Origin of the sequence: Streptococcus sp. E24BD (assembly GCF_041807825.1) — a bacterium.
Classification (GTDB): domain Bacteria; phylum Bacillota; class Bacilli; order Lactobacillales; family Streptococcaceae; genus Streptococcus; species Streptococcus entericus.
Window position 1 is genome coordinate 1 of the sequence record NZ_JBGTZB010000041.1, and the last position, 14,271, is coordinate 14,271.

Annotated in this window: 11 protein-coding genes, 2 pseudogenes and 1 other annotated feature; of the genes and pseudogenes, 12 read left to right on the plus strand and 1 reads right to left on the minus strand. The window is 46.9% G+C overall.

From position 1 onward, the window contains the following. From ACERC5_RS08760 to pyrR, 12 genes and pseudogenes are all read left to right on the plus strand, one after another. A partial coding sequence (locus ACERC5_RS08760; RefSeq protein WP_373660583.1) for an IS3 family transposase occupies positions 1–182 on the plus strand: 182 nt, incomplete at its 5' end. A 299-nt stretch (positions 183–481) separates the two neighbouring features. Beyond that, positions 482–895 carry a sortase gene (locus ACERC5_RS08765; protein ID WP_373659681.1) on the plus strand — a complete coding sequence of 138 codons (414 nt, stop codon included), beginning with the start codon at positions 482–484 and terminating at the stop codon, positions 893–895. 120 nt (positions 896–1,015) lie between these two features. After that, positions 1,016–2,204, plus strand: a pseudogene (locus tag ACERC5_RS08770) (CapA family protein). Continuing rightward, positions 2,198–2,734 (plus strand): GNAT family N-acetyltransferase, encoded by a 537-nt coding sequence (locus ACERC5_RS08775; protein ID WP_373659682.1) that lies wholly within the window; start codon positions 2,198–2,200, stop codon positions 2,732–2,734. The pseudogene ACERC5_RS08770 and the gene ACERC5_RS08775 overlap by 7 nt, the downstream one beginning before the upstream one ends. A 106-nt stretch (positions 2,735–2,840) precedes the next feature. Continuing rightward, positions 2,841–2,914, plus strand: a sequence feature (ribosomal protein L21 leader region). A gap of 34 nt (positions 2,915–2,948) precedes the next feature. Continuing rightward, a complete protein-coding gene (rplU, locus tag ACERC5_RS08780; protein ID WP_018368240.1) occupies positions 2,949–3,263 on the plus strand; it encodes a 50S ribosomal protein L21 in 315 nt (104 codons plus the stop codon). A gap of 38 nt (positions 3,264–3,301) precedes the next feature. Then, the gene (rpmA, locus tag ACERC5_RS08785; protein WP_018368241.1) at positions 3,302–3,592 is read left to right on the plus strand and encodes a 50S ribosomal protein L27; all 291 of its coding nucleotides are present in this window, start codon (positions 3,302–3,304) and stop codon (positions 3,590–3,592) included. Positions 3,593–3,668: 76 nt separating this feature from the next. Next, a complete protein-coding gene (locus ACERC5_RS08790) occupies positions 3,669–9,905 on the plus strand; it encodes a G5 domain-containing protein (protein ID WP_373660584.1) in 6,237 nt (2,078 codons plus the stop codon). Between the two features lie 73 nt (positions 9,906–9,978). Continuing rightward, positions 9,979–10,896 carry a LysR family transcriptional regulator gene (locus ACERC5_RS08795; RefSeq protein WP_373659609.1) on the plus strand — a complete coding sequence of 306 codons (918 nt, stop codon included), beginning with the start codon at positions 9,979–9,981 and terminating at the stop codon, positions 10,894–10,896. Next, on the plus strand, positions 10,893–11,357 hold the full coding sequence (gene lspA, locus ACERC5_RS08800; RefSeq protein WP_373659608.1) for a signal peptidase II: 465 nt from the start codon (positions 10,893–10,895) through the stop codon (positions 11,355–11,357). Before ACERC5_RS08795 ends, lspA begins: the two co-directional genes overlap by 4 nt. A 200-nt stretch (positions 11,358–11,557) precedes the next feature. Continuing rightward, positions 11,558–12,013, plus strand: a complete 456-nt coding sequence (locus ACERC5_RS08805; protein ID WP_373659606.1) for a VanZ family protein — start codon at positions 11,558–11,560, stop codon at positions 12,011–12,013. Further along, positions 11,998–12,894 carry an RluA family pseudouridine synthase gene (locus tag ACERC5_RS08810; protein ID WP_373659605.1) on the plus strand — a complete coding sequence of 299 codons (897 nt, stop codon included), beginning with the start codon at positions 11,998–12,000 and terminating at the stop codon, positions 12,892–12,894. Before ACERC5_RS08805 ends, ACERC5_RS08810 begins: the two co-directional genes overlap by 16 nt. A gap of 1 nt (position 12,895) precedes the next feature. Next, positions 12,896–13,414, plus strand: a complete 519-nt coding sequence (pyrR, locus tag ACERC5_RS08815; RefSeq protein ID WP_373659604.1) for a bifunctional pyr operon transcriptional regulator/uracil phosphoribosyltransferase PyrR — start codon at positions 12,896–12,898, stop codon at positions 13,412–13,414. 80 nt (positions 13,415–13,494) lie between these two features. Here pyrR and ACERC5_RS08820 read toward each other — a convergent pair. Continuing rightward, positions 13,495–14,271 (minus strand): annotated as a pseudogene (locus ACERC5_RS08820) (transposase); the annotation flags it as partial.

Below are 14,271 nucleotides of genomic sequence, written 5' to 3' on the forward strand. Positions count from 1 at the left end.
ATAATGCCGTCGCTGAGAGCACCTACCGCTCTTTCAAACTGGAGTTTATCAACCAGGAGACCTGCCAGTCACTAGAAGAACTAACCCTTAAAACCAAGGACTATGTCCACTGGTGGAACCATCATTGCATTCACGGTAGTCTCGATTACCAAACACCTATGGTTAAGCGAGTTATCGCTTAACAAAAACACTTTATAAAAATTGTACAGAAAAGGGGTGCCTTTTCAGTGGCCAGTTTACCTCCTAAATATCTTTGGTGTAGTATTGATAGGTCTTTCTTTCATGAAGAGGGGGCAGAGCTAGTGACACCAGTAAGACGCTTTGCATTGAGAATTTTAGGGATTCTTTTAATGGTATCTGGATGTGTCTTTGCTTTGTTTAATTTCTAAGAAGCTAATCAGGCAGCGACAGCTTCAAATGTTGTTGCTCAAGAACTAGAAAAAAAGAAAGCCAAAAACCATTCGGCTCAGAAAATGGGGAGATGCCGGTTGAAACGATTGACGGTGTTGATTTTATCGGTACACTCCATATCCCACGCTTAGGGATAACTCTCCCCATCGCATCAGATTACAATTATGACCAATTAGCCCAGACTCCGGTTCGCTACAATGGTTCTTACTACACGAATGATTTGGTTGTTTGTGCCCATAATTACGCTAGTCATTTTGAACCATTAAAAGACCTCGACATGGGTGAAGAGATTATTCTCAAATCTGTTACTGGTCGGATTTACCGCTACCGTGTGACCAATCGCCAAACGATTGAACCGACTGAGGTCGATCAGGTCTATAAAGACACCTCTAGTGACAAGGATTGGGATTTGAGCTTGTTTACCTGCACACCTTCCGGCTTAGCCCGTGTTTTGGTGCGTTGTAGTTTTGTTGGCAATAGCTGAGCGTTGTTCATAGGATACTGATGAGAGCCTACTTGGCTCTCTTTTTCGATGTTAGGGACAAACTTGATTTGACAACTTGTTTCTTCCAATTGTGGTATAATAAACTGAAAAGGAGAAGATATGTTGGCTAAACAAAAAGATCAGTTAATGCTAAGTGGCTCTTTGACAGCTTTGTTGCTGATTTGCTTCATGCAGCTAGGCAGGTATTTGCAACCAGATGCGGAGACTATTCAACCAAGCACACCAGAGCTAGAAACTCATACGGCGCGTGTTGTCGCAAATGGAGACCTGCTCTATCATGACAGGTTGTATACCAGTGCCTTGCACCAATATGGCAGTTATCAATTAGAACACCACTACGAGTATGTCAAGGAGTGGATTTCAGGTGCGGACTTGGCCATCGGTGATTTTGAAGGGACAATCAATCCTGAATTACCGCCAAATGGTTATCCTCTGTTTAATGCGCCCATAGAAGCTGCTCAGGCGATACAAAGTACTGGCTATGATGTTGTTGACCTCGCGCATAACCACATCTTAGATACAGGTTTATCAGGAGCCTTGAGCACCCATCGGATATTTTCAGATTTGGGGGTGACCCCTGTTGGACTTTACCCAAATGACCGTTCGACAGATGGTTTGGTGATTAAGGAGGTCAACGGCATTAAGATTGCTATTTTAGGTTATGCCTATGGATTTAATGGAATGGAAGGCAATCTGTCTGAAGAAGAGTATACTCGCCACCTATCTGACCTAGATGAAACCAACATGCAAGCTGAGATAGAGAGAGCGGAGCAAGAAGCAGATGTCACCATCATCATGCCACAGATGGGGGTCGAGGAGGCGCTTGAGCCTAGCGAAGAGCAAGTCGCCCTCTATCATAAGATGATTGACTGGGGGGGCTGATGTGGTCTTTGGCGGTCATCCGCATGTTCCGCAGCCTTCAGAAACACTTGAAAAAGACGGAGAGAAGAAGTTCATCATCTACTCTATGGGAAATTTTCTCTCTGACCAACGTCTGGAAACTCTTGGCAACATCTAGACAGAGCGTGGTGTCCTGATGGATGTCACTTTTGAGAAAACAGGTGAGCAGACACTTATTAAAACAGTCACAGCCCACCCAACCATGGTTTGGGCGACTGGTCTTGGTGCTTATGGCAGCGAGGGATATGAATATGTTGATTATCGTGTCATTGTCTTGCAGGATTTTATTGAGGGAGGGCGTTACCGTGTTCTGCTGGACGATGCGATGAAGGCGCGTGTAGACACAGCTTATCAAGAAATTAACGGTTTGGTGAATGTGACATGGTGACCTTAACTTCTTACCCGATTTATCCATTTTCTCCCTATTATCAAGCGGTAGAGACCCTCTATCATGCAGCTTTTCCGCCAGAAGAGCGCCCGCCTTATCTACTCGCTAGCTTGTTTGCTCTTCAGTCTCAAGTTGATTTCCTTGCCTATTACGACAAGAACATCTTTGCAGGATTTGCCTATACCGTGAGGACAACTCAAGGGATATTTGTTTTTCTGCTGGCAGTTAATGACGAGGTTCGCTCCAAAGGTTACGGCTCAGCTATGTTGCGAACAATAGCCGAGCAGGCAAAAGGACTACCCCTAGTCTTATGTATCGAGCCGATGGAGGAGACAGCGAGTAATTATGACCAACGTCTTAGACGTCTAGCTTTTTACGAGAAGAATGGCTTTCGCAGGCAATATCGCCAGTTCCATGAACTGAATGAAGTCTACGAAATTGTCGCTACGACAGATGGCATTGATTATCAGAAACTAGCAAAGGAGCTCAACCGCACTAGTCTGGGGCTTCTAAAGATAAGGATAACATGATGGCATAGGCAATGATTGCCGATCAGAGTAAATAGTTGAAAAAATAAAGTAAAATCCTTGAATAAATCGCTCGGCTATGGTAGAATCGTAATGTTGACTACATGCACGTCCTGTGCAACCGCACGACTAGCGTTTTAAGAGGTTTCGTACCCACGTTACAAGGCGAGTCTTCACAAGGGAATTTCCCTATCAATATCTTTATAGGAGGTGCATCATGAGCACATACGCAATCATCAAAACTGGTGGTAAACAAGTTAAGGTTGAAGTTGACCAAGTCATCTATGTTGAAAAACTTGATGTTGAAGCTGGTCAAGACGTTACTTTCGACGAGGTTGTTCTTGTTGGTGGTGAGAAAACAATTGTTGGTACACCACTTGTTTCAGGAGCGACTGTTGTTGGTACAGTTGAAAAACAAGGCAAACAAAAGAAAGTTGTTACTTTCAAATACAAGCCTAAAAAAGGTAGCCACCGTAAACAAGGTCACCGTCAACCGTACACTAAAGTTGTTATTAAAGCTATCAACGCTTAATCTGACAACCTAGAACATACAAAAGAAAGGACACTATTATGTTGAAAAATCTTGAAAACTTGTTCCTCATGGCGAGTAAAAAAGGTGGGGGTTCAACGTCAAACGGACGTGACTCACAAGCTAAGCGTCTTGGTGCTAAGGCAGCAGACGGTGAAACTGTAACTGGCGGCTCAATCCTTTACCGCCAACGCGGTACTCACATCCACCCAGGTCAAAACGTTGGTCGCGGTGGTGACGATACCCTTTACGCCAAAATCGAAGGCGTTGTACGTTTCGAGCGTAAAGGTCGCGATAAGAAACAGGTTTCTGTTTACCCAATCGCTAAATAATAGACTAATCCTACCCATTTTGGGTGGGGTTATCTTATAAAAGTAAAAGTGATGATATTAAAATAAGGAGAAAGACATGAAACGCCTCTTTTCCAACTGGGAACGCCTGCAACGTTTTTCCATTAGAAAGTTGTCTGTTGGTGTTGTTTCTGCCACTGTTGGAGCTGCTATACTCGGTTTTGCAATGGTTAGTCAACCTGCTCAAGCTCAGTCTCAGGAAGTCTCAGTTGGACAATCTATAACCATTGACTACCATTATGTCAATTATGAGGACTTAACGCCGCAGGAACAAGCGTTACTGAATCCTGATAAGAAACTGACAGACGAGATCGCCTCGGCTGATGCTCGCTATATTCTTGTTTATCGGCAACATCAGCCACTTAAAATGTTGCCTCACACGGCTGAAATGCCAAGTGAACTTCTTACTTTGCTTGGAGCAACAGGGGTTCTAGCAGCGCTGGTTTCTATGGTGCGTCGAGATAAAAAATCTCTTGTTAAGTTTGTCCTCATCACTAGCCTTGGCGCAGCCAGTATTAATGCCGAGACCATGTCAGCTCTTGATGTAGCTTTGAAGACATTTCTCACCACCAGCTATCAGGTTACTAAGGGGGATTTTTTGCCGAACCCTCGACACTTCAGTAATCGAACTCTTTACGCTTATCAGCGGCACGAGGGGGTTCCTGTTGAGGCTTCTTCGGTGCAGCCAATAGCAGAGCAGGAGTCAACAACAGCCCAAAATAAACCAACTGATGCTGAGAGGAGTAAAGAAGTTGTTGATCATCACAAACAACTTGCTGACCAAATCTCGCTACCTTCTCAAATCGCTCACTCTAATCAAACTACTCAAAAACCTTCCCAGCCTATTGAGACAAGCCGTACGGAAGTTATCCCTTACAAGACTGAAATTATCCCTGATGCTAGTTTACCGCTCGGAGAAGAAGTCATTGTTCAGACAGGGGTCACAGGAGTTTTAACGTATACTTATCTAAATGGTGAACTAGTTTCTAGTCAGGAAACGACCTCTCCAGTTCCAGAACGTATTCGTCGTGGAACGAAGCCAGACACTCCTGCTCAGCCAGTTGAGACAAGCCGTACGGAAGTTATCCCTTACAAGACTGAAATTATCCCTGATGCTAGTTTACCGCTCGGAGAAGAAGTCATTGTTCAGACAGGGGTCACAGGAGTTTTAACGTATACTTATCTAAATGGTGAACTAGTTTCTAGTCAGGAAACGACCTCTCCAGTTCCAGAACGTATTCGTCGTGGAACGAAGCCAGACACTCCTGCTCAGCCAGTTAAAGCACTAGAAACTGAACGACAAGAGGAAGTGATTCCGTATCAAACACATGCAGAAGAGGATAATCACTTATGGTTGGGAGAACATAACGTTCTTCAAAAAGGGCAAGTTGGTCGTAAAGAGGTGGTGACGCTTTATCAAACAATTGATGGTCATCGTCAACCGAATCCAGAAATCATTGAACGAATTTTAGAAGATCCAAAAGATGAGATTATACGAGTTGGAACCAAGTCAATCCATGCTAAGGAGGTTGAGCACCGTTCAGAACCAATTGATTTCACTATCGAACGGCAAGAGGACCCCGACCTTTGGTCAGGCGAGACGGTTCTAATTCGCCCAGGTCAACCTGGTCTTAAATCTATCGTGACAACCTACCAGACCGAGCGAGGACTGCGGACAGGAACGGTCTTGTCTGAGGTAGCTGAGGTTATCACCCAACCTGTGTCACAAGTAGAAAAGGTTGGGACCAAGCCAGAAGCGGGCCGGGTGACGGAAACCGAAGACCAACAGGTAGAGTTTCGGATCATTTATCAGGATAATCCGACTAAGCCTGTTGATTATGAAGAGACTCTACAAGCTGGGGTGGAAGGGCTCATTCGCTTAACCCATATCTACCAGACCTATCGTGGTCAGAAAATTGGGCAACCAGAAACCCATCAGGAAACGATTCGTCAGGTCCAAGATGCGATCATTGAACGTGGTAGTAAGGTTCTGACCCTAGCAGATCGCCAAGAACCACAACCTATCAGACAGATTGTTCGTCTTGGTGATTCTGTAGTAGCTGCGGCAAGCATTCAACACGTCAATCTAAATCATGTCGCCTCTATTGCTTGGAAGGAAGGTCATGAACCGAGAACGGATAAAGTCGGGGCTGCTCTAGTTGGGCGTGTCGTGGTGACTTATACAGACCATTCCCAAGATGAAGTAGCTGTTCTCGTTGATGTTTTACCAGCTTTACCAAGACCTGTGGTCACTTTTGATGCCATTGCTGGAGATAACGTGATCAATGCTCATGAAAGCCGCAGTCTTCTAACCATTACAGGTCAAGTCAGTGACCTGCAAGAGGGTGACCAGCTGATGATTCAGGTTGGCACGGTGGGTGTACTGGCGGACTTGACTGCCGATCGCTTTTCCGCTCAAATTGATGGGCAGGCTCTCGTTAGTCACCAAAGCCTATCAGCTCAAGTCTTGCGTGCCGGGGAAATGGTGGCTGGAGCGCAACAGCTTTATGCGGTAAAAACAGAGCTAGCTCAACCAAGCCTAACCATCAATCCGATTGCGACAGATGATGTGATTAACCTAGAAGAAAGTCGCAATAGCATCGTCATCAGCGGTCTTGTGACAGGAGCTAAGGATGGTGAGGAAGTTGACATTGCCTGTGGTTGTCCAATTTGCCAGGGCGTTCAATGGGTGACTGCCAAAGCCCGTATCGAAAACGGTCAGTTCCAAATTACCCTTTCAGGGAATCAGCTAACAGAAGGAACGGTGGTCAAAGCTCAGGTGACCACCAGTGATGCCTACGGCAACACGGCAACAGGAAGGAGCGAACGTGTTTATCGTGTTGATATGACCCCACCAGAGCCGAGCCTGACCTATAACCAATTGACAGCGGGCAATATTATCAATCTGGCGACCCCAGACACGGTCACCATCAGCGGCGAGATTATCAACTTAGCTGATGACGAGACAGCCATCCTAACTGCCAAACTGGGCGATACCACGCACCATGTCACCATTAGCGGTAGAAGTTACAGTCTGACCCTGCCAAAGACCGCCTTTGAGAGCGATGATCGCGTCCGTCTGACCTTGACAGCAACAGATCCAGCTGGCAACCGCACCACGGTTTCCAACCAGGAGCAGATTTATACCTACGATGTCACCCTGCCGACACCTGTTTTGACGCTAGACCGACCTACGGTGGTCAATAGCCGAGCAGAGACGCTGGTTTTGGCTGGTCAACTGACTCAGGATGAAGCGGTTAGGGCCCGCACCGTCAGTGTGAGCTTAGACGGTCAAACTCATCCAGCAGAGCTGGTTGGCAACCGATGGACAGTGACTTTGCCAGCAGGTCCTCTTAAACAAACTCAGGGCAATCATCTCTATACAGTTCAAGCCCAAGTCACGGATCTGGCAGGTAACACCGCTCAAACTAGTCAGACAGGCACTATCCTCGTGGATACGGTTGCACCAAGTCTCACTATTCAGCTTGAGCCGCTAGCGATTATTGATCCAACTTCCAGCTCTGCCATTGTCCTCAAAGGACAAATCAGCGGGCATCAAGCTGGGGATAAGGTGGTTGTGAGCCTAGCTGGACAGGAGCAGGAGGAACGCCTAGAGTCTGATGGACACTTTAGTCTAACCCTCGACCGTCAAGCTTTGGTGACCAACGCCAGTCGTCAGTTGACTGCTCGTGTGACGAGTCGAGACGCGCATGGCAACGACAGTCAGGCTCAAGCTAGCTTGACCTATCAGGTAGCCGCGGTTGCGACGGAGGTGACCTTGAGCCTTGATAGCATCACCGCAGACGACCACATCAATGTGACCGAGGCGACCAAGCCAACAACGACCATCACTGGTCAGGTGACTGGTGGCAACGGTCAGCCAGTCCTACTGATGATTGGTGATCAGCAGGTTAAAGCCGCAATCTCTGGTGACCGTTTCACTGCTCAAGTGACAACGGCAGACCTAGTGACCAACCCAACCTATGCTGTGACCGCGCGCCTCGGTGACAAGACCATTAGTCGAGCTTATACGGTTGTGGATTGGGCGACGGCACAGGTCTTGGTGACCCAGTTGGGAGACATGGAACAGGGGGACACTGTCCGTGTGAGCGGTCATGTGACGCTAGATGGCTTAGCAGCTAAGCATGGCAACCGAGAGCAACTGCATGAAATCAGTTTGACCATTAAGGATAAGACCTACTATGCTGGGGTGGATAGGCAGCAAAACTTTACCTTTAACCTCCCCTTGTCGGATCTCTTGGCAGCTAAGGGGGAACAGATTAGCTTTGGGCAAAAGGGCGACCCGATTTATCATATCGAAGCACGCTATGGGCGAAATAACCTCCGATTAGCGGATGATGTTGTCGGGCAAGCCTTGCCACAACTAACCAGTCAACAGGTGCAGTTTACAGATGACCATATCTTTAAAGATGGCAAGGTTGCTATGACGCTTCCTGAAAAATTAACCCAAATCAAGGGGCAAGTGTCTGGAGCAGCCAAGTCTGGTGATCTGGTGACCCTAGGTCTAGGGGAAGAGACGGTCACAGCACGTGTGGCTGAGGATAAGAGCTTCACAATCACCCTGCCGTCAGCTCTGCTTAAAAACAATAGCAGTGGCCTTCTGTCGATTGCCTTGGAGACCAAGGATTATCAAGGGCGAGCCATTCAGGTTTCTGATTTGATTGCCCTATCTCAGGAGCAGGTGTCAGCTGATTTGATCGCTACCTTTGAGCACTCAAATACCGATAAGCCGTATTTCCTAGCGGCTCTCAGTCGGATGACCCCAAGCGTTCGTGGTTACTTGCCAATCAAGACCTTTAAGTACACAGAAACACCAGTAATCACCTACGGCTTTGCAGCGCCGACCTATCGCCATGATGCCATCAATCAGGCCAACCGAGATGCGGCGCGTCGGATTTTTGACCTCTTTAGCCGTTATGCCAATGTGACCTTTGAGCAAGTTGGGGCAGATCGTCCAGCCCACACACCAGATGCCAACATCGTTTACTATTTGCACAATAACACAGCGGCTAATAATGCCGCTTCTGGTGGCGATGTCAACATCGGTGGTCGAAATGGTCAGGGGCAAGAGGATCATAGGGATTGGAGTTTGCCATCCTTCCGCCACCTCTTTATCCATGAGACCTTCCATTCTTTCGGCTCAAAACACGCCCATGAAGGCTATCCTGTCTTGCCACCACTGGAAAATCAGAGCAGCTTAAGTGTGATGACTTATCGGGCCCCTCGTATGGACTTGGATAGTTTTGACCTCAAGCTCTATGATTTGATTTACCTCCATTACCGTTTCGGTGTCAATCCAGCCCAGCGTTCTGGCAACGATACTTACCGCTTCCAAGATTTTGACCGTCATAAATCCGACGGCAATATCTACATTTGGGATGGCGGCGGGGTGGATACCTTTGACGCCTCTCATGAAGACCAAGCTGTGACGGTTAATCTAACGCCAGGCTCTTGGATTTACCGTGGCGAAAAGGCCGATACCTTGGTGGTTAAGGATTCCAAAGAGCAGACCATCGGTGAGTTCTTTGCGGATGACCCAAATTATCAGCCGACCAATACGGTGGACTATGGTGCTTTTGCCAATAAGTATGTCCATGATTTCCAAAGAGGTCAAGCCTTCATCGGTTATGGCACGCAAATTGAGCGCCTGATCGGTTCTCGCTTTGCAGATGAGTTGCGAGGCAATGTGGCCAATAATGCCATCTATGGTGGTGATGGTGACGACCGCCTCTTCGGTGACGCTGGTAATGACTACTTGGACGGTGGTTTGGGAGCTGACCTCCTCGATGGCGGTGCTGGAGATGATGTCTTCATCGTGGACAATAGCGGCGACACTGTGATTGAACGCGTAGGAGAAGGGACAGATACGGTTATCGCATCAGTTGACTATAGCCTGCCTGAACAGGTGGAAAACCTGACCTTAGTCGGTCAAGCTAGACGAGGAACAGGGAACACGTCAGACAACCGTATCACAGGCAATAGCCTGTCCAACACCCTGACGGGTGGCGGTGGACAAGACACCTTTATCTTTAACAGCCCACTCAATGGTCAAATTGATACCATTAACGACTTTGATGCAGATGATGTTATTGAGCTGTCAGCCAATATCTTTACAGGTATTGATCGGAATAATCCTTTTGGGCGAATTCATTATGAGCGCACCAGCGGTTATCTGGCCTATTTGCCTAGCCAAGTTGGTCAGACAGATGCCATCATCTTTGCTAAACTTCCAGAAGGACTAGACCTTAGGGCAGACCAGATTGTTATCAACTAAGTCAAACAGACGGGATGAGTTCCCGTCTGTTTTGTGGTATAATGTAGAGAGTACAATCTAAGAAAGTGTAATCATGAACATTCAACAATTACGCTACGTTGTAGCGATTGCCAACAGCGGTACTTTTCGTGAGGCAGCGACCAATCTTTACGTTAGCCAGCCTAGTTTATCCGTAGCGGTCAAAGATTTGGAAGATGAGCTTGGCTTTAAAATTTTTAATCGAACAACTTCAGGAACGCGTTTAACCCAGCGTGGTCGTGTTTTTTTTGAAAAGGCTCAGAAATTGGTTGGCTCTTTTGATTCCTTTGAAAACCAGTATACGCAGTCGAGTGGCAAGGGACGAGAGTTTTCAATTTCCAGCCAGCACTATGATTTTTTAACCCCTTTAATGACGCGTTTTTCTGAAAAATATCCTGAGTTTAGGCATTTTCGGATATTTGAGTCGACGACGGTACAAATCCTCGATGAGGTCATCGATGGGCATAGTGAGTTAGGCATTGTTTACCTCAGTCCTCAAAATGAAGAGGGCATTCGTCGTAAGATGGAGAAGCAAGGCCTTGAAGCGATTGACTTGATTGGTTTTCAAACCCATATCTATCTGGGTAAACACCATAGATTGGCTAGTAAGCCTAGTCTGACTTTAGATGACTTGACTGGCTTACCTGCTGTGCTATTTACCCAAGAAAAGGACGAGTACCTCTATTACTCTGAAAATCTAGTCGATCGCACGGAATCTAGTCTGATTTACAAGGTGACGGATCGTGCCACCTTAAATGGGATTTTGGAGCGGACGGATGCATTTGCGACAGGGTCTGGTTTCTTAGATAGTGCCAGTGTCAATGGCATCACAGTCATTCCGCTGGAAGGAGCGACAGACAATAAGTTGGTTTATGTCAAACGTGCGGAGATGGCGCTATCGAGTTGTGCTCAAAAATTTGTTGAAGTCATGACGGCTTATTTCAGTGATTTAGACCCTAAGGAGTTGGTATGAAAAAACTAATGATGGCATTTTTAGCGCTTGTTCTGGTCGGTCTTGACCAATGGAGCAAGTTATGGGTAGTGTCTAACATCGGACTGGGTGATATCAGACCCTTTTTGCCACCGATTTTCAGTTTGACCTATGTCCAAAATAGTGGTGCGGCCTTTTCTATTTTGCAGGATCAGCAGTGGTTTTTTACAGTAGTCACTCTGGTTTTCCTAACGGGGGCAATCATTTATTTTGTTAAATCCAAAAATCATTGGCTGAGTTTATTGCCTCTGACCTTAATGATGGCTGGTGGTGTTGGGAATTTCATCGACCGTCTCCGCCTGGGTTATGTCATCGATATGGTGCATTTGGATTTTATGGATTTTGCTATTTTTAATGTGGCAGATAGTTACTTAACCGTCGGTGTCGTCCTCATGTTTGTTGCGCTCTGGTGGGAAGACCATCTAGAGAAACAGAAGCAATAGTCGCCTATCTATACAAAAAGTTATTGGTTGGGAGTTAGTCATCTGAGCTGTTGGCTGTCAAATCTACCAGTCATAGAGGATACCCAATAATCGACTGGATTGGCTGTTATCATTGTTTGACTGTCTAGCGCTTTGCGCTGAGCTAACGACAACGTCCAACTGGTCTGGAGATTTATCCTGATATCTATTTGGAGTGTCCGATGCCTTATTACACATTACTAAGGTCCTTTGGAGGTTACCGTATGGTGTCACTAAAATTCATCCGTCGTTTACTGATTGTCTATGTTTTCTTCTTGACTTGGGGGATTCTCTTCAAATTTGGAGCGCCTGCCATATTCCTCAGTTACCGCTACATTAACTGGGTGCCCTTTGCCGAACCGCTGATCATCAATGGTCAGGTGGTTTGGCTGGAGGTGGCTTTTAACTTAGTCGCTTTTATTCCCTTTGGTCTCTTACTCAAACTAACTAAGCCCCGCTGGGCAGTTACAAAAGTCGTGGCTCTAGGTTTTCTGTTGAGCCTCAGCTATGAAGCCCTTCAGTGGCTCCTTACTATCGGCATGAGCGATGTCACTGACCTTCTCATGAACACCGCAGGCGTCGCTGTTGGCAGCCTGCTTGCTATTTTCCTAGAAAGAACCTTATGCAAAAAGAACTAACCATTATAGACGGCGGTAGCCGCCTGGACAAGGCTTTGGCCGACTTAACCGACCTCTCCCGTAGCTTCGCCAACGATGAGATTAAGGCGGGGCGGGTTTTGGTTAATGGCAGAGCTGCCAAGGCCAAGTACGCTGTTAAAGCAGGTGATGTCATCACCTACACGCTGCCTCAGGAAGAGGTTGTGGACTACTTGCCAGAGGATTTACCTCTAGAGATTATCTACCAAGATGACCAAGTGGCGGTTGTTAACAAGCCGCAAGGCATGGTGGTACACCCATCGGCAGGTCACGTGACAGGAACGCTGGTCAATGCCCTGCTCTACCACATCAAGGACTTGTCTAGCATTAACGGTGTTGTGCGACCGGGCATTGTCCATCGGATTGACAAGGGCACATCAGGTTTGCTCATGATTGCTAAGACTGATGCTGCCCATCAGGCTCTAGCTGAGGAGCTCAAAGACAAGAAATCCCTGAGAAAGTATCTGGCCATTGTCCATGGCAACCTGCCGACCGACCGCGGGGTCATCGAAGCCCCTATTGGTCGAAGTGACAAGGACCGAAAAAAACAAGCCGTAACGGCTAAAGGCAAGCCTGCCCTGACCCGTTTTCAAGTCTTGGAGTGGTTTGGGGATTACAGCTTGGTCGAGCTGACCTTGGAAACGGGACGAACTCACCAGATTCGTGTCCATATGGCCTACATCGGTCACCCTGTGGCTGGCGACCCTGCCTACGGTCCTAAGAAAACCTTAGCTGGTCAGGGACAGTTTTTACATGCTGAGAAACTGGGCTTTACCCATCCGACGTCAGGTGAGGAGATGGTCTTTACGGCTCCTGCGCCAGCTATTTTCCAAGAAACCCTAGAAAAACTAAGGAGAGGCTAAGATGAAAAGTAAAGAAATCGTTGATGGCGTAACCATGCAGCGGGCTATCACGCGGATGACCTATGAGATTATCGAGCGCAACAAGGAGCTGGATAAGGTGGTGCTGGCTGGGATTAAGACCCGAGGTGTTCATATCGCGAGACGAATGCAGGAGCGGATTTTGAGCCTGGAAGGGTTGGAGCTGCCAGTGATTGAGTTGGATACCAAGCCGTTTAGGGACGATATCAAGGTGACAGAGGATAGTAGCGTGGTGTCCGTCGATGTGACGGCTCGCGATGTGATTTTGGTTGACGATGTGCTCTACACTGGGCGGACGATTCGGGCGGCCATCGATAAGCTAGTCAGTCTAGGGCGACCTGCCCGTGTTGGCTTAGCAGTCTTGGTTGATCGTGGTCATCGGGAATTGCCCATTCGGGCGGATTATGTGGGTAAGAACCTGCCGACATCAAGCACCGAAGCAGTCTTGGTTGAGATGATTGAGACAGACGGCAAGGATGGGATCAGCATCATAGGAGATTAAGTTGTTAGTGGGTTGATTAGAGAAACAAGTCGAAGGCTTGTTTCTTTTGGCTCTTTGTCAACTGTAGTGGGTTGACCCACTTAACACCGAGAGAGGAGAGTTCTTGTCTTCTCTCGTTTTATGTTTATGGCAATGAAAATGCGAGTTTTGTCTTTTCAAAGTTTCTGAAACCAAAGGCATTCCGTTTAATGACCTTGATAAGGTTGTTTGTCGCCTCTAGTTTAGCGTTTGAGTAAGGCAGTTTCAAGGCGTTGACAATCTTGTCTCTATTCTTCAAAAATGTTCTAAAAACTGTCTGAAAGACAGGATTAACGCTTGAAATCGTCTCCTCAATCAGCCCAAAGAGCTGGTCAGCTTGCTTTTCTTGAAAATGAAACAGGAGCAGTTGATAAAGTTCGTAGTGTTCTTTTAGCTCTTGAGAATAGCCGAGCAGTTTAGTGACAACCTCCTGATTAATCAAGTGCCTGCGAAAAGTTGGGCGATAAAAGCGTTTATCGCTGAGCTTTCGACTGTCTTGTTGGAGTAAACTAGTCCAGTGGACTAGTTTAGCCCGAGCTTGAAAACGAGAGAGCGAGGGTTCCAGTAGCGTTTGAGTGTCTTGTACTCGTGAGATTTTCTGTCAAACTGGTTCATTATCTGAACACGTAGCCGATTCATAGCCCAGCTCATATGTTGGAGTAAAACAGTCCAGTGGACTGTTTTAGCCTGAGCCTAAAAATAGAAGAGCGAAGGGGAAACAATCGAGAACGATTTTCGCATTTGGAAATAGTTTCTTAGCGATGTCGTAATAAGGGCTAAACATGTCCATGGTGATGACTTTGACACGGTTCCTGATGTCTCTCGGATAGCGCAGAAAG